We start from the raw sequence: 21809 nt of genomic DNA, 5'->3' as shown, positions 1-21809 counted from the left end.
GCGGTGCAAGAAATTAGCGGCCAAGGGTAGCGCCATCGCCCCCTTGTGCGCACCAGCCGCAAGCAAATGGCTGGCCGATGCGCTGCGCGCGTTGTGCCGGGTCCAGCACCCAAGGGCGTGATTGCCACGGCGGTTGGTGGCGCAGATGCTGGGTATGACCGCAGGAGAGTTCGGCCACCCAATGGCCTTCTTCGTCCTGGTGAAAGCCGGTGATCCGACTGATGGGCCGTTGCTTGTCCGCAGTGCGTTCGCAATCGGACGATGGCTTGGTTACACTTGTCCGCTCTACATACTTTTGCAAAAGGTCTTGCCCCATGCTGATCGCCGCCAACAAGGCTGTCTCCATCGACTATACCCTGACCAACGACGCCGGGGAGACCATCGACAGCTCCGCCGGTGGCGCGCCGCTGGTCTACCTGCACGGTGCCGGCAACATCATCCCGGGCCTGGAAAAAGCCCTGGAAGGCAAACAGGCCGGTGACGAGCTGAACGTTTCCATCGAGCCGGAAGACGCCTACGGCGAATACCTGGCCGAGCTGGTCAGCACCCTGAACCGCAGCCTGTTCGAAGGCGTCGACGAGCTGGAAGTGGGCATGCAGTTCCACGCTTCGGCACCGGACGGCCAGATGCAGATCGTCACCATCCGTGACCTGGACGGCGACGACGTCACCGTTGACGGCAACCACCCGCTGGCCGGCCAGCGCCTGACCTTCCAGGTCAAGGTTGTCGACGTGCGTGACGCCAGCGAAGAAGAAATCGCTCACCGCCACATCCACGGTGAAGGTGGCCATCACCACTGATTTTCTGCGCTAAGCTCAGAAAGTCGCCAGGCGCTCGGGCAAGCCGATTTGCCTTCCTACGGGAGGTGGACGGTTTGGACGGGCGCCTTTTTAGTGGGCGGAATTCGCCTGCGCGGCAACCGGGAACCTGAGAGGGGATGTCATCATGAGTGCATTTCACGACCTGAAACTGGACGCGCTGAACGGCGGGGAGCTGCCCCTCGCACCGTTCAAGGGCCAAGTGGTGCTGGTGGTCAACGTTGCCTCCAAATGTGGTCTCACGCCGCAATACATGGCTCTGGAAAACCTCTACCAGGTTTACAAGGACAAGGGCTTCAATGTGCTTGGCCTGCCATGCAACCAGTTTGCCGGGCAGGAGCCGGGCAGCGAAAAGGAAATCCAGGAATTCTGCAGCCTCAACTACGGGGTGAGCTTCCCGCTGGGCGGCAAGCTGGAAGTCAACGGGCCACAGCGTCATTCGTTGTACCGCCTGCTGGCGGGCGAGGGGGCTGAGTTTCCTGGTGACATCAGCTGGAACTTCGAGAAGTTTCTGGTGGGCAAGGACGGGCGGGTGCTAGCGCGCTTCTCGCCGCGCACGGCGCCGGATGACCCGGCGGTGGTGCAGGCAATCGAAAAAGCACTGGCCTGAGGAGTGCCTGTCGCGAGACTTTTGGCGCCTGTGAAATCGAGCGCCGCCCGCGCGGCGCATCGCGAGCTAAGCTCGCTCCTACATTTGTTTCGGGCCAGTCAATCCTGTACCAGTCGCGCGCGATCGCCTTGTTAGCAGGGCGCGGAATCGAGCCGTGCGCCAACGGGGTCGCGCGCAAATCCACCAGGAATAATTGGCCCGAAACTGATGTAGGAGCGAGCTTAGCTCGCGATGCGCCGCGCGGGCGGCGCTCGATCTCACAGGCGCTGCAAAAATGGCGCAGAACGCCCAGCCGCAACACCTGGTTGCCTGCAAGCGTTGCACAGATACCCCTCAAATTCTTCGACAATCGCCGGCCAACCTTGACGGCTGGCATGCTGCCGCGCATTCAGGCGCACCCGGCGCAAGGTTTCCTCTTCCTCCAGCAGCCAGCAAGCCGCATCGACAAACGCCGCCTGGTCCCCCGGCATGGCCAGCGCTCCGCTGTGGCCATGGCGAATATGCTGCGCAGCCGCCGCCTCGTCATAGGCAACCACCGCCAACCCCGAAGCCATGGCTTCGAGCACCACATTGCCAAACGTTTCGGTCAGGCTCGGGAACAGGAACAGGTCACCGCTGGCGTAATGCTCGGCCAGCACCTCTGCGCGCTGGGCGCCGCAGAACATGGCATTCGGCATCTGCTGTTGGAGGGCGGCGCGCTGAGGGCCGTCACCCACCATGATCAGGCGAAGGCGCTTCTGTGGATAAGTCGTCTGCAGTGCCTCAAGGCAAGGCCGCAGCAAGCCAAGGTTCTTTTCCACCGCCAGCCGCCCGACATGCAGCACGGCGAGATCGTCCGGGCCGAGCCCCCAGCTTTCGCGCAACGCCTGGCTGCGCCGGGCCGGGTTGAACAGGCAGGCATCGACACCCCGTGCGAGCAGCTCCAGGCGCTCGAAACCACGTCGCTCAAGCTCCAGGCGCTGGCTGACACTGGGCACCAGGGTGATTGCCGTGCGCCGATGGAACCAGCGCAGGTAGTGGGTGAGCAGGCGTGCCAGCAAACCCAGGCCGTACTGGCCGGAGTACTGCGGGAAGTTGGTGTGGAAGCCGCTGACGACCGCGATTCCCAGGCGCCTGGCCGCGCGCAGTGCGCTGAGCCCCAGCGGCCCCTCGGTGGCGATGTACAGCACATCCGGGCGCTGCCGCCGCCAGCGGCGCAACAACTTGTGCATCGACACCTCGCCCCACTGCAAACCGGGGTAACCAGGCAGCGCCCAGCCACGGCAGAGCATCAGGTACGGGTCGTTGTGCACGGGGGCTTCGCCGGCTTGGCGCGGGCGCACCACTTCCACCTCATGGCCGCGCTGACGCAGCCCTTCGCCAAGGCGGCCAAGGGTGTTGGCCACGCCGTTGATTTCGGGTGGGAAGGTTTCGCTGACCAGGGTAATGCGTAGGGCGGGTGTATTCATGACAAAAAGTTTCCGCTTGCCGGGTTGCGCCAATGTGACTGCAATGTGACGTACAGATGACGCCTGACCGCTGACGCTTTTGCCTTTATGAATATTTCGTTGCGCGGTGCTCAAGAAGGTGCAACCGGCAGCCGATGAAGATGCATTCGACTAGGTGATGCGCTCCAGGAGTGCGGTGATGTTCAACAGCAAGCTCAAGCAAGAAATCCGGCAGCTGCGCGAAGACCTGATGTCCGTGGAACAGGTCAAGAGTAGTCTCGACAGCGAGATGCTGGTACTTCAACTCGACCCACAGGGACGGATCGAGATGGTCAACGGCAACTTCGAGAGCGAAATGCTCTACCGTTCCGATCAATTGCTTGGACGCAACATCGAGGACATCGTCCCAGCTCATGTGAAGTCGCTGGATTTCTACCAACGCATGAAGAGCGCGATCAGCCGTGGCGAGCATTTGAACGGCGCCTTCCGTCTGCTGCGTGGCAACGGCCAGGAAGCCTGGCTGCGGTCGATCCTGCAGCCGGTGAAGAACAGCGAGGGGCGCATCAAGTACTTTACGCTGCACTCCAGCGACCTGACCCGCACCATTGAGACGTCTCGCGAGCACGAAAGCCTGATCAAGGCGCTGATGCGCTCTACCGCGGTTATCGAATTTGCCCTCGACGGCACCATCCTCACCGCCAACGAACGCTTCCTGGCCAGCGTTGGTTACCGCCTGGAGCAGATCCGCGGCAAGCATCACCGCATGTTCTGCGAGCCGGAGGAGGCCAACTCGGCCGGCTACCAGGCCTTCTGGGACAAGCTGCGCCGTGGCGAGTACGTGGCCGAGCGTTTCAAACGCATCGATGCCCATGGCCGGGTGGTCTGGCTGGAGGCCTCGTACAACCCGCTGTTCGATGCCCACGACGTACTCTACAAAGTGGTCAAGTTTGCCACCGTGATTACCGACCAGGTCAATCAGGAGCAGGCGGTGGCCGAGGCAGCAGATGTTGCCTACAACACCTCGCTGGGTACTGATGTCAGCGCCCAGAAGGCCACCGATGTGGTCACCCAGACCGTCAGCGTGATGCGCGGCCTGGAAGCTTCGATGCAGGAGGCGGCCGAGGGCATCCAGGCGCTGGATACACAGTCGCGGGTGATTGGCTCGATCATCAAGACTATCAGCGACATTGCCGGGCAGACTAACCTGCTGGCGCTCAACGCCGCCATTGAGGCGGCCCGCGCGGGCGAGCAAGGGCGTGGCTTTGCGGTGGTTGCCGACGAAGTGCGCCAGCTCGCCTCGCGCACCAGCACCGCTACCGAGGAAATTGCCCGGGTAGTGAAGCAGAACGAGCAGCTGGCGCAGGCGGCGGTGGAGATCATCGACACCAGCAAGCGCCAGGCCGAGCAGGGGCTGGCGCTGGCCGATGAGACGGGCAACGTGATTGTCGAGATCCAGGACGGGGCGAAGCGGGTGGTGGATGTGGTGGGGCAGTTCTCCAGCCGGTTGGGGCAGTAGAGCCCCGAGCAGATCTGGTCTGCCTTTTGGTGGACCCAATGGCTTTCACCATCACTCAGGCTGCCGCCTCATCTTGTAGGAGCAGCCTTGTGCTGCGAAGAGGCCGGTAAGGCTAAAGATTATCTTCGGCTGCAATGGCCTCTTCGCAGCACAAGGCTGCTCCTACAGGGGCGCGTACACCTCGGCAGTCAGTTACGCTCCCGCACCCAGAACAACGTGGCCCCGGCCACCGCCGCCGGCATCATCAGCACGTTCACCCCTGGGATCATCAGTGCCAGGTAGGTGATGCCGCCAAAGCCCAGCGACTGCCAGCGCTTGCTGCGCAGCCAGGCGAGCATGTCCTGCCAGCTCATCTTGTTGTTGTCCGCGGGGTAGTCGATGTACTGAATGGCCATCATCCATACCCCGAACATCAGCCACAGTGGCGCGGCGATTACGTTGACGACGGGGATCAGCGACAGGATGAACAGGCCGATGGCCCGTGGCAGGAAGTAGCCCAACTTGCGCATTTCGCGGCTGAAGGTGCGTGGCACCATGGCCACCAGCTCGCCCCAGCTGAACGCCGGGAAGGTGTCTTCGCCACGCACCACCACTTCGACCTTTTCCGCCAGGAAGCCATTGAACGGCGCGGCAATGATGTTGGCCACCAGGGTGAAGGTGAAGAACACCATCAGCACCAGCAGGGCAACGAACAGCGGCCAGAGTATGTAGCTGAGAAAGCTCAGCCAGGCTGGCAGCGTTGGCATCAGGGCATCGAGCCACAGGCCGAACTGGTGGCCGGCGAAGTAGACCATGCCACCGAACAGCAGCAGGTTGACCGCCAGCGGCAGCAGCACGAACAACCGCAGGTTGGGGCTCAGCACCAGTTTCAGGCCTTCGCGCAGGTATTGGGGGCCGGAGAGGACAGGGGCTTGCATCGGGAGACTCCGCAGAGAAGGAAAACGCGCTGACCTTACCGAGTTTGCCGCGCCGACGAAAGGTGGCTGGCAAGCGGGACACGGGCTGTAACAAAAGCGCCAGGGCTGGGCTACGGATGAAATCAGTGAATAGACCGTGCCTATGAGGTGGATTGTCTAAGGATATTTCCTTAATCTTTGCGACCTCGCTACAGTGCGCTCAACTTTCCGCTTTTCGGGCCTGCGCGTTGTAGCCTTCCCCAAGTGCTGCGTGGGTCCGTTTTAATTTTCCAGCTGGCGCAGCCGGTACACCGATGCCGGCCCGTGCCGCCGGCTCGACAGGAGTTCGACATGTCTGAAGTACGTCATTCGCGCGTCATCATTCTCGGTTCCGGCCCTGCCGGTTACAGTGCTGCAGTCTACGCTGCCCGCGCCAACCTCAAGCCGCTGCTGATCACCGGCATGCAGGCGGGCGGCCAGCTGACCACCACCACCGAAGTTGACAACTGGCCGGGCGACCCCCACGGCCTGACCGGCCCGGCCCTGATGCAGCGCATGCAGGAACACGCCGAGCGTTTCGAAACCGAAATCGTCTTCGACCATATCAATGCTGTCGACCTGGCCAACAAGCCGTTCACCCTGCAGGGTGACAGCGGCAAATACACCTGCGACGCACTGATCATCGCCACCGGTGCCAGCGCCCGCTACCTGGGCCTGCCGTCGGAAGAAACCTTCATGGGCAAGGGCGTTTCGGCCTGCGCCACCTGCGACGGTTTCTTCTACCGCAACAAGCCGGTCGCGGTGGTTGGCGGCGGCAACACTGCCGTGGAAGAAGCGCTTTACCTGGCCAACATCGCCAGCAAGGTTACCTTGGTGCACCGTCGCGAGACCTTCCGCGCGGAGAAGATCCTGGTCGACAAGCTCAACGCCCGTGTGGCCGAAGGCAAGATCGAGCTCAAGCTCAACGCCACCCTGGACGAAGTGTTGGGTGACAACATGGGCGTAACCGGTGCGCGCCTGAAGAACAACGACGGCAGCAGCGACGAAATCAAGGTCGACGGCGTATTCATCGCCATTGGCCACACCCCGAACACCTCGCTGTTCGAAGGCCAGCTGACCCTCAAGGACGGCTACCTGGTGGTCAACGGGGGCCGTGAAGGCAACGCTACCGCCACCAACGTTGAAGGTGTGTTCGCTGCAGGTGACGTGGCTGACCACGTTTACCGTCAGGCCATTACCTCGGCCGGCGCTGGCTGCATGGCGGCCCTGGACGTGGAGCGTTACCTGGACGGCCTGGCCAACGCCTCGTTCTGATCCAGCAACACAGGGGCCGCTTTGCGGCCCATCGCCGGCAAGCCAGCTCCCACAGGTAATGCGAAGGCCTGAAGGCAGTGCGTTGCCTCTGGGGCTTGCTGCGAGAGGCCCTCGGCAACGACAAAAAAACCGGCTCAATGGCCGGTTTTTTATTGCCTGCGGTCAGCTCACAGGCTCAACCGCATGGACAGGTCCACTGCTTTCACATCCTTGGTCATGGCACCAATCGAGATGTAGTCCACGCCAGTCTCGGCAATTACCCGCAAGGTCGTCTCGTTCACCCCGCCGCTGGCCTCCAGCTTGGCCTTGCCCGCGTTAATACGCACCGCTTCGCGCATTTCGTCCAGGTTCAGCTCGTCGAGCATGATGATGTCCGCGCCCGCTGCCAGCGCCTCGCGCAGTTCATCCAGGCTTTCCACTTCGATCTCTACCGGCTTGCCCGGCGCAATTCGGTGCGCCGCCGTTACTGCCTCGGCAACACCACCGCTGGCGGCGATGTGGTTTTCCTTGATCAGGAAGGCGTCGTACAGGCCGATGCGGTGGTTGTCGCAGCCGCCGCAGGTAACCGCGTACTTCTGTGCCAGGCGCAGGCCGGGCAGGGTTTTGCGGGTGTCCAGCAGGCGCACCTGGGTGCCTTCCACCAGGTCGGCCAGGAAACGCGCACGGGTGGCGACCCCCGACAGCATCTGCAGGAAGTTCAGCGCGCTGCGCTCGCCGCTCAGCAGAGAGCGGGCCGGGCCTTCCAGGTGAAACAGCGGCTGGTTGGCCGTGGCGCGATCACCGTCGGCCACCTGCCAGTGCACAGCCACACGCGGGTCGAGCTGGCGAAACACGGCGTCGACCCAGGCAGTGCCGGCAATCACGCAGTCTTCGCGGGTGATGATGGTGGCCTTGGCCAGGCGCTCGGCCGGGATCAGCTGCGCGGTGATGTCGCCACTGCCGATGTCCTCCAACAGTGCGCGGCGCACGTTGGCTTCGATTTCAGCGGTCAGGTCGGCAAGGCGTAGGTTCGGCATGGTCGGCTCCACAAGCTAGATGCCGGCGATTATAGGGCAGGGGGCCGATGTGTACAGCCGCCCCGGCCATGACCTTTGGTCGGTCTTCGTGAGCAATGCCTGCAAACCAGGGTCATTAACCCGTCCATGAATCGGCGCTGGCAGCTGTGCGATTTTTTACCGATAATGGCGACCAGTATTTGGCGTCATAGCTTTGACGATTTACAGCCCCTTCGGGCAAGACACCCTGCAAGGAGTCCAGGATGCAAAAAGAAGGCAAGGTGGTGCCCCTGGCGGCAGCCATCGACCGAGGGGGGCGTACGCCTCTGCCTTGCCTTCCGGTATTGCTCCTGCAAGTGCGCGACAAGGCTGCGCTGCAACTGCGCCAGGGCTTGCAGGCGCTGTTCGACAATGCTGACGACACCCTGTTCGAGATGGCCGACAAGGCCGTTGATCGCTGCGACCAGAACCTGTACTTCGAGGCCATGCGCGATCTGCGCCTGAAGCGCAAAAGTATCGAACGCGGCTTCCTTGATACCTTCTATGACGCTTACGCCCGCATCGGCCAGGTCGACCTGCTGGCGCAGCTGGCAGAAGCCGGCAACCTGCGTAGCAAGGTGCAACTGGAACGGGCTGCGGCCATCGAAGGCATGGTCGCGCGGGTGCTGTCGCGCGATGGTATTGCCCTGCAGCAACTGGGCCTGCGTTTGCAGGCCTTGCTCGACCGCCCCGTGCATGAGCAGCGCAACCCGCTCGGCCCTGCTGCATTGTGCGGGTACTTCCTTGAAGCTGGCCGTAACCTGGGGGTGGGCTTACGGGTCAAACTGGTCCTGCTCAAGCTTTTCGAGCGTTATGTCTTGCGCGATGTCGACGTCATCTATGCCGAAGCCAACCAGTTGCTGGCCGTCGCCGGTGTGCTGCCCGAGTTGCAACCGGCCCCGCGCCGGCGTGCCGAAGACCGGCGCATGAGGGCAGGACGAGGGCCGGCAAGCCAAGGCCAGGAAGTGGGGGCGGATGCGGCAGGCCAGGCCTTCTTTGCCTCGTTGCAAACCTTGCTGGCCCCGGCGCGCGGGCAGTTCGCACCGCGATTGCAGGCGGTGGCTGCGGCCCAGTCGATCAGCACTGCTGACCTGGTCCGCCTGCTTTCGCATTTGCAGCACTACGTGCCGGCTACCGGCGAGCCTGATGATTTCGAACTCGGCCAACAACTCGAACAACTGCTGCTGCGGGTCAGCGTGCGCAGTGGCACGCGCCGGCGCATCGCCGTAGCCGACGAGGACATGATCAACCTGGTCGGCCTGCTGTTCGCCTGTATTCAAGGCGACGACAACCTGCCGGCCAGCCTGCGTGCGCTGATCGCGCGCCTGCATATCCCGCTGCTCAAGGTCGCCCTGCTGGACAAGGGGTTGTTCAGCCGGGCCAGTCACCCTGCACGCCGGCTGCTCAACGAAATCGCAGGCGCAGCCATTGGCTGGGAGTGCGGTGGCGAAGGCCTGCGCGACAACCTGCACTTGCGGGTAGAGCGCATAGTCCAGCGCTTGATCAATGATTTCGCCGAAGATACCGGCCTGTTTGCCGAGCTGCTCGACGAGTTCCTTGCGTTCAACCAGGAGGAACGGCGGCGCAACGAATTGCTTGAGCAACGCACGCGCGACGCCGAAGAAGGGCGTGCCCGTGCCCTGCAGGCCCGGCAGCAGGTACAGCGGGTGCTCAACCAGCGCCTGCGTGGCCGGGTCTTGCCCTTGGTGGTTGTGCAAATGCTGGTACAGGCCTGGAGCCAGGTGCTGCTGCTGGCCTGGCTCAAGCAGGGTGAAGCCTCCCAGGCCTGGCGGGATAGCTTGCAGACGGTGGACACGCTATTGGCCACTATCACCCTCGGGCATGAGCCGCAAACCCTGTTGCAGCAGGTGCCGGGCCTGCTCAAGGCGCTGCGCGATGGCTTGGCCAGCGTGGCCCTGAATTCGGCGGCAACCCGTGAGTTCTTCCTGCAACTGGAGCAATTGCACCTGCGTGCCTGCGCAGGCGCTGAGCTAACGGTTGGCCATGGCCAACCTTTGGCCGAAGTGCTGGTGGACGAAGATATCGTGCTGGCGATTGCCGAAGAACCGTCCTGCGCGCCCTTGCACATTGCCGATGGCCAGGCTGCAGCGTTGCGGCAGGTGCAGCGCTTGCGCATCGGGACCTGGGTTGAAGTACTTGATGACGACGAACCGCTGCGCTGCAAGCTGGTGGCACACATCGACAGCAGCGACAGGCTGGTGTTTGCCAACCGCACCGGCATGAAGGTGCGAGAGTGGAGCGGCGCGGGCCTGGCGCAGGCGCTACACCGGGGGGACGTGCGGGTGCTGGATGACGGGTTGTTGTTCGAGCGGGCGCTGGAGGCGGTGCTCGACGGGCTGCGGCAACCGCAGGTGCGGTAGCCGGCAACATTACAATCATTCACATGCCAACGGCGTTGGCGGCAGGGCATACTGTGGTTCTGTTCAAGGCGCTTTCAGGATTTGCCCCATGCAATTGGACCGTGCCACTGGCTGGTTCCACGGAATCGGAATCACCCACTGCCCCTCGCCGAACTTCAATGCCCGCCCCGAAGGCGAAGTGGTTTCCCTGCTGGTGATCCACAACATCAGCCTGCCGCCGGCCTGCTTTGGTACCGGCAAGGTGCAGCAGTTCTTCCAGAATCGCCTGGACCCCGACGAGCACCCTTATTTCGCCAGCATCAGCCAGCTGACCGTGTCGGCGCACCTGTTCGTCGAGCGTGACGGGGCGGTGACGCAGTTCGTGTCATTGCTGGAGCGCGCCTGGCACGCAGGTGTGTCGTGCTTCGACGGGCGCGAAGGCTGCAACGATTTTTCCATCGGCATCGAGCTGGAAGGCACCGACGACCTGCCCTATACCGATGCCCAGTACGGCGTGCTGGAGCAGCTAACCCGGCACATTCGCAGCGCCTGGCCGGCCATCGACCTGGGCCGCATTCAGGGCCACAGCGACATTGCCCCGCAACGCAAGACCGACCCCGGCCCGTCGTTCGATTGGCCGCGCTACCGTGAAGCGTTGCTGCACAACGAGGACAAGGCATGAGTTTTCTGGTGTTGCTGCTGGCGCTGTGGGTCGAGAAGTTTTCGGCCCTGCGCCATCAAGTGCAGCGTGATGGGTTCTTTCTTGGCGAACTGGTACGCCTGGAGCGCAGCGGCAAGGTGCACCCCTGGTGGACGCTGGCCATCCTGGTGTTGGCACCGGTAGCACTGCTGGTGTTGCTGCTGCATGTGCTGGAGCCGGTGGCCTATGGGCTGTTGGCGTTGCCGGTGCATCTGCTGGTGTTGGTCTACAGCCTGGGCCGTGGCGATGCCAAGGCGTCGCTGGGACCGTTCCGTGATGCCTGGCGACGCGGTGATGATCAAGCGGCGCTGCATGTTGCAGAGCGCGACCTGGGCGTGGTGGCGGACGAGCCGCATAGCCTGTTGGTGCGTGTGCAGGGCAACCTGCTGTGGCAGGTGTACCAAGGCTTTTTCGCGGTGATCTTCTGGTATTTCGTGCTGGGCCCTGGTGCGGCGCTGGCATATCGCCTGCTGGCGCTGTGTGGCGAGCACAGCAAGCAGCCTGCGTTGAAGGCGCGGGCCGAACAACTGCGGCACATCATGGACTGGCTGCCGGTTCGCTTGATGGCGTTGAGCTTTGCGCTGGTGGGCAACTTCCTCGCAGTGACCCGGGTGATGCTGCACGAGGTGCTCAACTGGCACATCAGTGCTGCGCACCTGGTGGCGCGGGTGGGGCGCATTGCCGATGACATTCCCGATGAAGAAGACAGCCAGCGTGGGCTGGGGCGGCTGGACAGCCTGTGGGAGCTGCTGCTGCGCTGTGCGGTGTTGTGGTATGCCGGGTTCGCGCTGTGGACCGTGCTGGTCTGACATAGGGTCGCCTTGCTATTTGCGTCGCCTGGCAGATCGAGCGCCGCGCGGGCGGCGCTCGATCTGCCAGGCCACGCAACTACAAAGGCGAGCACCAGCCAAACAACTCGCAAGCATTGCGGCTACTGGCCAGCGCCAGCGCCTCTACATCCACGCCCATCACCTGGGCCAGCGCCCCGGCAATGTCCGGCAGATGCTCCGGGCTGTTGCGTTGCCCCGGGTACATCACCGGCGCCATATCCGGCGCATCGGTCTCCAGCACCACACTCTCCAGTGGCAGGCGCGCCAGCGTCTTGCGCAGCCGCAGCGCCTGTGGCCAGGTGCCGGCACCGCCAAGCCCAAGCCGAAAGCCTAGCTTGATGTATTCGCGCGCCTCTTCGTAACTGCCGGCAAACGCATGAATCACGCCCGCCCGCGCCGGCTTATAGCGCTTGAGCGTGGCGATTACCTGGGCATGGCTGCGGCGTACGTGCAACAGCGCGGGCAGTTCGAAGTCGCAGGCCATTTGCAGTTGCGCTTCGAACAGGTCCTGTTGGCGTGTCTTGTCCAGGTCTTCGAGATAGTAGTCCAGGCCAAACTCTCCCACGGCGCACAGCCGTGGGTCGCCATGCAGGCGTTCTAGCCATTCACGCAGTTGCGTCAGGTGCTCCGGGCGATGCTGGTCGAGGTACACCGGGTGCAGGCCGAGTGCTGCGAACAGGCGCTGATCGGTGCAGGCGAGGTCCCACACACGCTGGAAATTCGCCTGGTACACCCCCAGTACCACCATCCGTTCCACCCCGCGTGCCGCCGCGTTGGCCAGCAGGCGCGGGCGGTCGGCGTCGAAGTCGGGGAAGTCCAGGTGGGTATGGGTGTCGATCAGGCGCATGTTCAGGCCACCGTGATGCGCTGCTTGAAGGTGCGGCCCACGGCATGCACGCCAGGTTCGTAGCGTTTTTCCTCGATTGCGGCCAGCGCCAGTTCCAGCGCGGTGGCGGCAATCAGGCCATGCTGCTGGGCCATGGCATTGACCGGCAGTGGCAGGAAGTCGAGCAGCTGGTTGTCACCAAAGGTGCCCAGCTGCAACTGGCGCGAGTCGGCAGGGCGCGCCTGCAGGGTGTCGAACACCCCTTGCAGCAACACGTACGAGGTGGTCACCAGGGCATCCGGCAGGCCGCCCAGGTCATGGATAAGCTGTTGCATAAGGCGCTGGCCGCACTCACGGCTGAACGCCTCGCCCTGGTAGCGACGGACATCACCGGTATAGCCTTGCAGGGCTTCGTCGAACCCGCCGGCACGCGCCTGGCTGACCGACAGCTCGGGGCGTGCGCCTATCAGGGCAATGCTGCGTGGGGCGGCGCTGAGCAGGCTGGTAGCCAATTGCCGGCTGGCATCGCGGTCATCGCTGATGACCGAGCAGAAGTGCGCAGGGTCCAGCCGGCGGTCGATGGCGATCACCGGCAGGCCTTTGTCCTGCATATCGCGGTAGCTGTCGTCTTCCGGCGGCAGGCAGCTGGCGACGAACAGGGCATCGCAACGGCGCGCGCGGAACAGTTGCTGCAACTGGCGCTCGCTGTCGGGCTGGTCGTCGCTGCTGGCGATCAGCAACTGGTAGCCACGGGCGCGGGCGCCTTGCTCCAGCTGCTTGGCGATGCGGGCGTAGCTGGGGTTCTCCAGATCCGGGAGAATGAAGCCCAGGGTGCGGGTGTGTCGGCTGCGCAGGCCGGCGGCCTGCGGGTTGGGTGTGAAGCCGTGGGCTTCGACCACCGCGCGCACCCGTTCGACAGTGGCGTTGCTGATGCGCTGCTGTTCAGCCTTGCCGTTGATGACGTAGCTGGCCGTGGTCACGGACACACCGGCCAGACGGGCGATATCGCTGAGTTTCACCGAATTTTCCTTGTTATTTCCGGGGCTGGCTCTGAGGCCGGACCGGGTATTTTGACCCGGCGCTGGCGCCATGCGCAGACGACCATTGTCGCAATTGTCCGACAGGATGGGGCTTTTTACCGGGCAGATTATCGAGTAACGTGGCCGTCTGGTCAGATTAAACGTTTCAGCTGCCGAATTTTCTGCCTCGGCTGCCATCTGTGCAAGGCTGTTGAACTGGCCCTTCATGTGAATTTCACAACAATACTCCAGTACCCGACCGGGAACTGCAAAAGGAGAAGGTCATGCTCGAACTCGCCAAGGAGCAGATAGCCATGGGCCAGACGGCCGCCGACAAGGCCGGGGCGTTGCGCCTGCTGGCGGACCGGCTGGTTGCCGATGGCCTTGTCGCGCAGGGGTATCTGCAGGGGCTGCAGGACCGCGAGGCGCAAGGCTCCACCTTCCTTGGCCAGGGCATTGCCATCCCCCATGGCACCCCGCAAACCCGTGATCTGGTGTATGCCACCGGCGTGCGTCTGTTGCAGTTTCCCGAAGGCGTGGACTGGGGCGATGGGCAAATGGTCTATCTGGCCATCGGTATCGCCGCCCGTTCCGACGAACACCTGCGCTTGCTGCAACTGCTGACCCGCGCCCTGGGCGAGACCGACCTGGCCGAGGCGCTGCGCCGGGCCAGTTCCGCCGAAGCACTGCTCAAGCTGCTGCAAGGCGCGCCACAAGAGCTGGCGCTGGATGCGCAACTGGTCGGCCTGAACCTGCCGGCTGAAGACTTCGACGAACTGGCCTGGCGCGGTGCCCGCCTGTTGCAGCGCGCCGATTGCGTCGACAGCGGTTTTGCCGCTGTGCTGCAGCAGGCCGAGCCGCTGCCACTGGGCGAGGGCCTGTGGTGGCTGCACAGCGAGCGCCAGGTGCGCCAGCCGGGCCTGGCTTTTATTACCCCACAGCAGCCACTGCGTTACCGCGACCAGCCGCTCAATGGCCTGTTCTGCCTGGCCAGCCTTGGCGCTGCTCATCAGGCCCTGCTTGAGCGCCTGTGTGAAGTGCTGATAGAAGGCCGCGGGCAGATGCTCTACCAGGCCACCAGCAGCCGTGCGGTACTGGCAGTGCTGGGCGGCGAGGCGCCAGCGGACTGGCCTAGCGCGCGCATTGTGCTGGCCAACCCGCATGGCCTGCATGCCCGCCCGGCCAAGGTGCTGGCGCAACTGGCGAAAGGCTTCGAAGGGGAAATCCGCATACGCCTGGTCGACAGCGCGCAGCCGGCGGTGTCGGTGAAGAGCCTGAGCAAGCTGCTCAGCCTCGGTGCCCGTCGTGGCCAGGCCCTGGAACTGGTGGCCGAGCCGGGTATCGCCGCCGATGCCTTGCCGGTGCTGCTGGCTGCTATCGAACAAGGCCTGGGTGAAGAGGTGGAGCCGCTGCCGCAAAGTGCGGAGCCCGTTGCCAATGTTGCCGCCCAGGTGCTGCAAGCCCCCGCGGTCGGTAGCCGGGTTCAGGGCGTGGGCGCTGCCCCCGGCATTGCCAGTGGCCCTGCCCATGTGTGTGTCGAGCGTGAGTTCGACTACCCCCTGCGCGGCGAGTCCTGTGCCCAGGAACGGCAAAAGCTGCGCCAGGCCCTGGCAACGGTGCACAGTGAGCTGCAGGCCTTGGTCCAGCGCAGCGACAAGGCCATTGGCGAGATTTTCGTCACTCACCAGGAAATGCTCGCCGACCCGGCCTTGACCGACGATGCCGAGCAGCGCCTTGCCCAGGGGGAAAGCGCTGCGGCGGCGTGGATGGCAGTGATCGAAGCCGCGGCCCGCCAGCAGGAGGCGTTGCACGATGCCCTGCTGGCCGAGCGCGCCGCCGATTTACGCGACATCGGCCGCCGCGTGCTGGCGCAATTGTGCGGTGTGCACGCCCAGGCTGAGCCCGAGCAACCGTACGTACTGGTGATGACCGAAGTTGGCCCTTCCGACGTCGCCCGGCTGGACCCAAACCGGGTCGCCGGTATTGTCACTGCACAGGGTGGTGCCACCGCCCACAGTGCCATTGTCGCCCGTGCCTTGGGCATCCCGGCTGTGGTCGGCGCGGGGGCGGCGATCCTGTTGCTGGAAGCTGGCACGCCATTGCTGCTGGATGGCCAGCGCGGCGTGGTCAGCGTGGCACCGCCGGAGGATGAATTGCAACGCGCCCTGGCCGAGCGTGATGCGCGCGAACAGCGTTTGCAGGCCGCTTGGGCCAACCGTTTTGAACCCGCTGTCACCCGCGATGGCCACGCCGTGGAAGTGTTCGCCAACATCGGTGAGAGCAGCGGCATCGCCAAGGTGGTGGAGCAGGGCGCCGAAGGTGTGGGCTTGCTGCGCACCGAACTGATTTTCATGGCCCACACCCAGGCCCCCGACGTTGCCACCCAGGAGGCCGAGTACCGTCGCGTGCTCGATGGCCTGGACGGCCGGCCGCTGGTGGTGCGTACCCTTGATGTCGGCGGCGATAAGCCGCTGCCGTACTGGCCGATCAACGCCGAGGAAAACCCCTTCCTCGGCGTGCGCGGCATACGCCTGACCTTGCAACGCCCGCACGTGATGGAAGACCAGCTGCGCGCCTTGCTGCGGGCCGCCGACCAGCGGCCGCTGCGCATCATGTTCCCGATGGTGGGCCAGGTGCATGAGTGGCGCGAGGCGCGGGCCATGGTCGAGCGCCTGCGTGCAGAAATCCCGGTGGCCGACCTGCAACTGGGCATCATGGTGGAGGTGCCTTCGGCGGCCCTGCTGGCCGCGCAACTGGCCCGCGAAGTGGATTTCTTCAGTATCGGCACCAACGACCTGACCCAATACACCCTGGCCATCGACCGTGGCCACCCCAGCCTTTCGGCCCAGGCCGATGGCCTGCACCCGGCGGTATTGAGCCTGATCGACATGACCGTGCGCGCCGCCCATGCCCACGGCAAGTGGGTAGGTGTATGCGGCGAGCTGGCGGCCGACCCTCAGGCGGTGACTGTGCTGCTGGGGCTGGACGTGGACGAACTCAGCGTGTCCGCGCGCAGCATCGCCGAAGTCAAGGCCCTGGTGCGCCAGGCCGATCATCCGACGGCCCGCGCCCTGGCGCGCGAGGCCCTGCAACAAGACAGCGCCGCAGCGGTTCGCGCGCTGGTGGAGCGTTACTGAATGGCCAAGATCCTCACCCTCACCCTGAACCCGGCGCTGGATATCACCATCGGCCTCGATACCCTGCGCCCGGGGCAGGTCAACCGCAGCCAGGCCCAACAGAGCCACGCGGCGGGTAAAGGGCTGAACGTTGCCCAGGTACTGGCCGACCTGGGGCACAGCGTGACCGTTGCTGGTTTCCTCGGGCGCGATAACCTGCAGCCGTTCGAGGCGCTGATCGACTGGCGCGGCTTTACCGACTGCTTTGTGCGCGTGCCGGGCGAAACCCGCAGCAACATCAAGCTGGTGGAGGCCGATGGCCGCGTCACGGACATCAATGGCCAAGGCCCGGAGGTCGACGAGGCGGCATGCAGTGCCTTGCTGCAGCACCTGCAGCAGGTCGCCCCGGGGCACGATGCCGTGGTGGTGGCGGGCAGCCTGTCGCGAGGGATCAGCGCCGACTGGTTCCGCCAGTTACTGGACCGGTTGAAGGCCCTTGGCCTGAAGGTGGCGCTGGACAGCAGCGGCGAAGCCTTGCGCGCCGGCCTGCAAAGCGCGCCCTGGTTGGTAAAACCCAATACCGAAGAGCTTGGCGAAGTGCTTGGCCAGGCTGTGGATAACCCAGCGCAGCAACGTGCTGCCGCCGAGCAGTTGCTGGCCCGCGGCGTCGAACATGTGGTGGTGTCTGCCGGCGAGCAGGGCGTCAGCTGGTTCGCCCGCGACCTGGCCCTGCATGCCTGCCCGCCCAAGGTAACGATTGCCAGCACGGTAGGGGCGGGGGATTCGCTGGTGGCCGGAATGGTCCATGGCCTGCTGCAGGGCGAGGCCCCTGCGCAGACGCTGGCCCGCGCCACGGCGATTGCCGCCCAGGCCGTCACCCAGGTTGGCTTCGGCATCAGTGACCGTGAGCAGCTGGCGCGACTGGAAGCCGCAGTGCAACTGACAGAACAACAAGAGGGTTGCCGATGAACATTGCCATTGTCACCGCCTGCCCCAACGGCCAGGTGTCGAGTGTGCTGAGCGCGCGCTTGCTGTCTGCCGCTGCCCAGCGGCGCGGCTGGAGCACCAGTGTGGAAGTGCAGGATGCCGGGCACCCCGAGCGGCAACTGAGCACCGTGCAGATTGCCGAGGCCGACTGGGTGCTGGTGATCAGCACCGGCCCGGTGGACCTGGCCCGCTTCGTCGGCAAGCGTTTGTACCAGAGCACGCCATCCCAGGCCCTGGCCGACCGCGAGGGCTTTCTCGATGAAGCGGCGGCCAACGCCCAACTACTGCTAGCTGCAGCAGACGCGCCGGCCGAGGTTGCCAGCGCTGGCACACGCATTGTCGCAGTCACTGCCTGCCCGACGGGCGTCGCGCACACGTTCATGGCGGCGGAGGCCTTGCAGCAAGCCGCGCAACAAATGGGCTATCAGCTCACAGTCGAAACCCAGGGTTCGGTCGGTGCGCGTAACCCTTTGTCTGCCGAGGCCATCGCTGAAGCGGATGTGGTGCTGCTGGCTGCTGACATTGAAGTGCCGACCGCGCGGTTTGCCGGCAAGCGCATCTACCGATGCGGCACCGGCATTGCGCTCAAGCAGGCACGCGCCACCCTGGACAAGGCGCTGGCCGAAGGCAAAGTGGAAACCAGCGCCGATGCCGCAGCGGCTGCCACGACGGCGAAGGGTGAGAAGACGGGTGTGTACAAGCACCTGCTCACCGGCGTGTCATTCATGCTGCCCATGGTGGTGGCGGGCGGCCTGCTGATTGCGCTGTCGTTCGTGTTCGGCATCGAGGCCTACAAACAGCCGGGCACCTTGCCGGCTGCGTTGATGCAAATCGGCGGGGAGGCCGCGTTCAAGTTGATGGTGCCGCTGCTGGCGGGCTATATCGCCTGGTCCATCGCCGACCGCCCGGGGCTTGCGCCGGGCATGATCGGTGGCCTGCTGGCCAGCACCTTGGGTGCCGGCTTCATCGGTGGCATCGTCGCCGGCTTCATTGCCGGTTATAGCGCCAAGGCCATTGCCCGCTGGGCGCGCTTGCCCAGTAGCCTGGAGGCGCTCAAGCCGATCTTGATCATTCCGCTGCTGGCCAGCCTGGTCACCGGCTTGGTGATGATCTACGTGGTCGGCCAGCCGGTGGCGGCCATGCTCGAGGGCCTCACGCACTTCCTCGACAGCATGGGCACCACCAATGCCATTCTGCTGGGGCTGTTGCTGGGCGGCATGATGTGTGTCGACCTGGGTGGGCCGATCAACAAGGCCGCTTATGCCTTCTCGGTGGGGTTGCTGGCGTCGTCGAGCTATGCACCGATGGCGGCGACCATGGCCGCCGGCATGGTGCCGCCGATCGGCCTGGGCATCGCCACATTCCTGGCCCGGCGCAAGTTCGCCCAGAGCGAGCGCGAGGCGGGCAAGGCCGCGTTGGCGCTGGGGCTGTGCTTCATTTCCGAAGGGGCAATCCCGTTTGCTGCCAAGGACCCGCTGCGGGTGATCCCGGCCAGTATCGCCGGTGGTGCGCTGACGGGGGCATTGTCGATGTACTTCGGTTGCAAGCTGATGGCGCCGCATGGCGGCTTGTTCGTGCTGCTTATCCCCAATGCGATCAACCATGCCTTGCTGTATTTGCTGGCTATTGTCGCGGGTAGCCTGCTGACGGCGGTGGTGTATGCGGTGATCAAGAAGAGCGAGCAGGTGGAGCTGACCGTAGCGTCAGTGAAAGGCTAGAACCATTGGTTGGCCCTGCTGGCCCTATCGCCGGCAAGCCAGCTCCCACCGGTCGGCGTTTAGATCTGGATCTGCACTAACCCTGTGGGAGCTGGCTTGCCGGCGATAGGGCCGGAGCAGGTCAGCGCCCATGCTTCTTGCGCAACGGTACCAGCAGATCCCCCAGCCCGTTGTGGTCGATTTCATGCATCAACGCCAGCAACCCGCCCAGTTCCCCCGTGGGGAAGCCCTTGCGCGCAAACCACGCCAGGTAGTCCCCCGGCAGGTCGGCGAGGATGCGCCCCTGGTATTTGCCGAACGGCATGCTGCGGGTCACCAGCAATTCGAGCATTTCCGGCTTCATCTTCGGCGCACCTTGAGTGGAAAGCGCCGACCATACTGCAATCTGCACGAAGGCCCAAGCGGCGATCATGCAGAACGCCGGTATCATCCATTCTTTTTATTTCGATAACTAATTGAAAAATAAAGAATTTATTTTTTTAGAGAGCATGGCACGAACGCTGCACCTCTGTAGATGACTATCACCTGCCAAGGAGTTCGACCATGAGCAACCCCAACAAAGACGTGATTGACGTACTCAACGATCTGATCGAATACAGCAAGGATGGCGAGAAAGGGTTTAAAGCCTCGGCCGATGACGTGAAGAATCCCGAGCTTAAAGCGTTCTTCGTTCAGCGTGCGGGTGAATGCGCCAACGCCGCTGGCGAACTGCAAAGCGAAGTGCGTCGTCTGGGCGGCGACCCGGAAACCTCGACCAGCATCAGCGGCGACTTGCATCGTGGCTGGGTCAACCTGAAGTCGATGTTTACCGGCAAGGATGAAGAAGCGGTGCTCAATGAAGTCGAGCGCGGCGAGGACCACGCCCTCAAGGCCTACAAGGAAGCCCGCGAGAAGCTGGTAAAACTGGGGCGCAGCGCCAGTGACATGACCTATGGCCTGGTGGAAAAACAGCTGCAAGGCGTGCAGCGCAACCATGACCAGGTCAAGGCCCTGCGCAACGCCGCCCGCGCCCGCTCCTAAGCGTCGGGCCCCTCTACCCGGTTGCGGCCCTTGGCTTTGGCCCGGTAGAGCGCTTCGTCCGCAGCCCCCAGCACACTGCTCAGGTCGTGCTGGGGGCCGGACAGGCCTATGCCGATGCTCACCGTCACCGAGTGGGCGTCATCGGCAAAAGGTGCCAGCGCTTCCACACTGGTCCGAATGCGCTCGGCCAGCAGCCGCGCCCCGGCTAGGTCGGTTTCCGGCAGTACTACCTGAAACTCCTCCCCCCCATAACGAGCGGCCAGATCTGCAGGACGGCGGATGCTCGCCTCGATGGTTTTGGCCACCTCCCGCAACGCGTGGTCACCACCGGCATGGCCGTGTCGTTGGTTAAACGCCTTGAAGTGGTCCACATCCACCATCAGCACGGCCAATGGCTTGCGATTGCGCTGCGCACGCGCCCACTCCTGGCGCAGCACCTGGTCCAGACGACGGCGGTTGGCCAGGCCGGTCAGGCTGTCGGTTGCGGCCAGCGTCGCCAGACCTTGTTCGGCCTCCTGGCGGCGGCGCAGTTCGCGGCCCAGCAGCAGCGTCAGCCAGAGAATGCCCACGCACAGCACGCCCGTGGCGACGCTGACCAGAATCGCGGTGCGGCGCCATGACTGGAACACCTCGTCGGCCGAGTGCACCACCAGCACGATCAGCGGCAACTGCGCGACCCGGGCGAAGGTGTACATGCGCGGGTTGCCGTCGCTGCCGGAGCGGGCAGTAAAGTTACCGCTCTGTTCGCTGAGAATGCGCTTGAAGTTGGGCCGCTCGGCATAGTTGCTACCGATTGGTGGGTCTTGCGGGCGTGAGGGCTGACGGGCGAGCAGTTGCCCGTCGGCATTGAACAGGTTGATGCTGCTGTCGTCGCCGATGTCCAGGCGCTTGAACAGCTCACTGAAGTACGACAGGCGCAGTGCGCCTGCTGCCAGCCCGGCAAACTCGCCATCGGGGCCGGAGATGCGCCGGCTGAAGCTGATACACCAGTCCAGGCCCCCGAGCCTGGCCTTGAATGGCGGGCCCACCAGCAGGCCCAGGTTGGCATCGCGCTGGTGTGCCTTGAACACACCGGTTTCGCCAAAGTTGGCCTTGCGCGGCACATTGCTGGTGGAGTCGCCCACCACATTGCCTTGCTTGTCCAGCCATAGCACGTCACCGCGTTTGCGGTCGACGAAGGCTTCATTGAACAGCAGGCGTTGGCGCAACGGCCCGGGTATTTCCGGCAGCTCCTTGCGCCCGACGGCCCAGATCAGGCCCTGCAGTGACTGGTCGTAGAGTTCGGCGTTGCGCAGGATGTCGCTTTCGATCAGCTGGACGATGTTGTTGGACGAGCGAATCGCCGACAGCTCGACGCTGTCACGTTCACGCGCCAGCAGGAAGCTGACGATGGCCACGATGGCGAGCACGGCAAGGCAACTGCCCAGGTTGAGGGTCAGCTCGGGGTGCGACCTGTGAAATGCGAAGCGCGGTAATCGGGTGGGCATGCTCGCTACTGCGTGGGCAGGGCCATTCGCGGCGGCGACATTCTAGGGAAGCCGTGATTGTCGGACAAGATTTGTCCGACGGAATCACGTTGTGCTGCATATCTTGATGTATCCCGCAGCCTTGGAGCGAG

19 protein-coding genes and 1 pseudogene are annotated in these 21809 nt (G+C 64.1%); 12 read left to right on the top strand and 8 right to left on the bottom strand.

Features of this window, described 5'->3' with window-relative positions; translation table 11 throughout:
* Positions 1 to 13 precede the first annotated feature (13 nt).
* Entirely contained in the window at positions 14 to 316 is a 303-nt protein-coding gene (locus ACN6NG_RS25160) for a DUF3565 domain-containing protein (protein ID WP_049277234.1), read from the bottom strand.
* On the opposite strand from ACN6NG_RS25160, the gene ACN6NG_RS25155 reads away from it, so the two are divergent.
* A complete protein-coding gene (locus ACN6NG_RS25155; protein WP_016501463.1) occupies positions 315 to 800 on the top strand; it encodes an FKBP-type peptidyl-prolyl cis-trans isomerase in 486 nt (161 codons plus the stop codon). The genes ACN6NG_RS25160 and ACN6NG_RS25155 overlap by 2 nt on opposite strands.
* A gap of 145 nt (positions 801 to 945) precedes the next feature.
* Complete coding sequence (locus ACN6NG_RS25150; protein ID WP_049277235.1) at positions 946 to 1428, top strand: glutathione peroxidase; 483 nt, start codon at positions 946 to 948, stop codon at positions 1426 to 1428.
* Positions 1429 to 1685: 257 nt separating this feature from the next.
* Here the strand turns inward: ACN6NG_RS25150 and ACN6NG_RS25145 are convergent, their stop codons facing one another.
* Positions 1686 to 2876: a glycosyltransferase family 4 protein gene (locus ACN6NG_RS25145; RefSeq protein ID WP_063423749.1), complete on the bottom strand. Its 1191-nt coding sequence runs from the start codon at positions 2874 to 2876 to the stop codon at positions 1686 to 1688.
* A gap of 157 nt (positions 2877 to 3033) precedes the next feature.
* On the opposite strand from ACN6NG_RS25145, the pseudogene ACN6NG_RS25140 reads away from it, so the two are divergent.
* Together ACN6NG_RS25140 and ACN6NG_RS25135 are read left to right on the top strand one after the other, a co-directional pair.
* Positions 3034 to 3783 (top strand): annotated as a pseudogene (locus tag ACN6NG_RS25140) (PAS domain-containing protein); the annotation flags it as partial.
* A gap of 156 nt (positions 3784 to 3939) precedes the next feature.
* Positions 3940 to 4371: a methyl-accepting chemotaxis protein gene (locus tag ACN6NG_RS25135; RefSeq protein WP_371321157.1), complete on the top strand. Its 432-nt coding sequence runs from the start codon at positions 3940 to 3942 to the stop codon at positions 4369 to 4371.
* A 188-nt stretch (positions 4372 to 4559) separates the two neighbouring features.
* Here the strand turns inward: ACN6NG_RS25135 and cysZ are convergent, their stop codons facing one another.
* Entirely contained in the window at positions 4560 to 5288 is a 729-nt protein-coding gene (gene cysZ, locus ACN6NG_RS25130; protein ID WP_061202965.1) for a sulfate transporter CysZ, read from the bottom strand.
* Between the two features lie 330 nt (positions 5289 to 5618).
* Between cysZ and trxB the strand changes: the two genes are divergently transcribed.
* Complete coding sequence (gene trxB / locus ACN6NG_RS25125) at positions 5619 to 6581, top strand: thioredoxin-disulfide reductase (RefSeq protein ID WP_003247318.1); 963 nt, start codon at positions 5619 to 5621, stop codon at positions 6579 to 6581.
* Between the two features lie 167 nt (positions 6582 to 6748).
* Here trxB and nadC read toward each other — a convergent pair whose 3' ends face one another.
* Entirely contained in the window at positions 6749 to 7597 is an 849-nt protein-coding gene (nadC, locus tag ACN6NG_RS25120) for a carboxylating nicotinate-nucleotide diphosphorylase (RefSeq protein ID WP_016501457.1), read from the bottom strand.
* Between the two features lie 242 nt (positions 7598 to 7839).
* Between nadC and ACN6NG_RS25115 the strand changes: the two genes are divergently transcribed.
* The 3 genes from ACN6NG_RS25115 (at position 7840) to ampE (ending at position 11484) form a co-directional block, all read left to right on the top strand.
* On the top strand, positions 7840 to 9996 hold the full coding sequence (locus ACN6NG_RS25115; protein ID WP_063424892.1) for a DUF1631 domain-containing protein: 2157 nt from the start codon (positions 7840 to 7842) through the stop codon (positions 9994 to 9996).
* An 88-nt stretch (positions 9997 to 10084) separates the two neighbouring features.
* Positions 10085 to 10657, top strand: a complete 573-nt coding sequence (gene ampD / locus ACN6NG_RS25110) for a 1,6-anhydro-N-acetylmuramyl-L-alanine amidase AmpD (RefSeq protein ID WP_016501455.1) — start codon at positions 10085 to 10087, stop codon at positions 10655 to 10657.
* Positions 10654 to 11484, top strand: coding sequence for a regulatory signaling modulator protein AmpE (gene ampE / locus ACN6NG_RS25105; protein WP_016501454.1), 831 nt, complete (start codon positions 10654 to 10656; stop codon positions 11482 to 11484). Before ampD ends, ampE begins: the two co-directional genes overlap by 4 nt.
* A 79-nt stretch (positions 11485 to 11563) precedes the next feature.
* Here ampE and ACN6NG_RS25100 read toward each other — a convergent pair whose 3' ends face one another.
* Both ACN6NG_RS25100 and cra read right to left on the bottom strand, forming a co-directional pair.
* Positions 11564 to 12352 carry a TatD family hydrolase gene (locus tag ACN6NG_RS25100; protein WP_474316766.1) on the bottom strand — a complete coding sequence of 263 codons (789 nt, stop codon included), beginning with the start codon at positions 12350 to 12352 and terminating at the stop codon, positions 11564 to 11566.
* Positions 12353 to 12354: 2 nt separating this feature from the next.
* On the bottom strand, positions 12355 to 13350 hold the full coding sequence (gene cra, locus ACN6NG_RS25095; RefSeq protein WP_353456164.1) for a catabolite repressor/activator: 996 nt from the start codon (positions 13348 to 13350) through the stop codon (positions 12355 to 12357).
* 284 nt (positions 13351 to 13634) lie between these two features.
* On the opposite strand from cra, the gene ptsP reads away from it, so the two are divergent.
* The 3 genes from ptsP to ACN6NG_RS25080 are packed head-to-tail and all read left to right on the top strand — an operon-like array spanning position 13635 to position 19171.
* The gene (gene ptsP, locus ACN6NG_RS25090; RefSeq protein ID WP_474316764.1) at positions 13635 to 16487 is read left to right on the top strand and encodes a phosphoenolpyruvate--protein phosphotransferase; all 2853 of its coding nucleotides are present in this window, start codon (positions 13635 to 13637) and stop codon (positions 16485 to 16487) included.
* Positions 16488 to 17435 (top strand): 1-phosphofructokinase, encoded by a 948-nt coding sequence (pfkB, locus tag ACN6NG_RS25085; RefSeq protein WP_063424897.1) that lies wholly within the window; start codon positions 16488 to 16490, stop codon positions 17433 to 17435.
* Positions 17432 to 19171 (top strand): PTS fructose-like transporter subunit IIB, encoded by a 1740-nt coding sequence (locus ACN6NG_RS25080; protein ID WP_063424898.1) that lies wholly within the window; start codon positions 17432 to 17434, stop codon positions 19169 to 19171. The genes pfkB and ACN6NG_RS25080 overlap by 4 nt, the downstream gene beginning before the upstream one ends.
* Positions 19172 to 19292: 121 nt before the next feature.
* Here ACN6NG_RS25080 and ACN6NG_RS25075 read toward each other — a convergent pair whose 3' ends face one another.
* Positions 19293 to 19514 (bottom strand): DUF3820 family protein, encoded by a 222-nt coding sequence (locus ACN6NG_RS25075; protein WP_063424911.1) that lies wholly within the window; start codon positions 19512 to 19514, stop codon positions 19293 to 19295.
* A gap of 200 nt (positions 19515 to 19714) precedes the next feature.
* On the opposite strand from ACN6NG_RS25075, the gene ACN6NG_RS25070 reads away from it, so the two are divergent.
* Positions 19715 to 20191, top strand: a complete 477-nt coding sequence (locus ACN6NG_RS25070; protein ID WP_474316760.1) for a ferritin-like domain-containing protein — start codon at positions 19715 to 19717, stop codon at positions 20189 to 20191.
* Here ACN6NG_RS25070 and ACN6NG_RS25065 read toward each other — a convergent pair.
* Positions 20188 to 21678 (bottom strand): sensor domain-containing diguanylate cyclase, encoded by a 1491-nt coding sequence (locus tag ACN6NG_RS25065; protein WP_063424899.1) that lies wholly within the window; start codon positions 21676 to 21678, stop codon positions 20188 to 20190. The genes ACN6NG_RS25070 and ACN6NG_RS25065 overlap by 4 nt on opposite strands.
* Between the last annotated feature and the right edge of the window lie 131 nt (positions 21679 to 21809).

Source organism: Pseudomonas sp. TSO6 (assembly GCF_056098905.1).
Note: the sequence above shows the minus strand (reverse complement) of the source record. Positions and strands in the feature narration are given on the sequence as shown.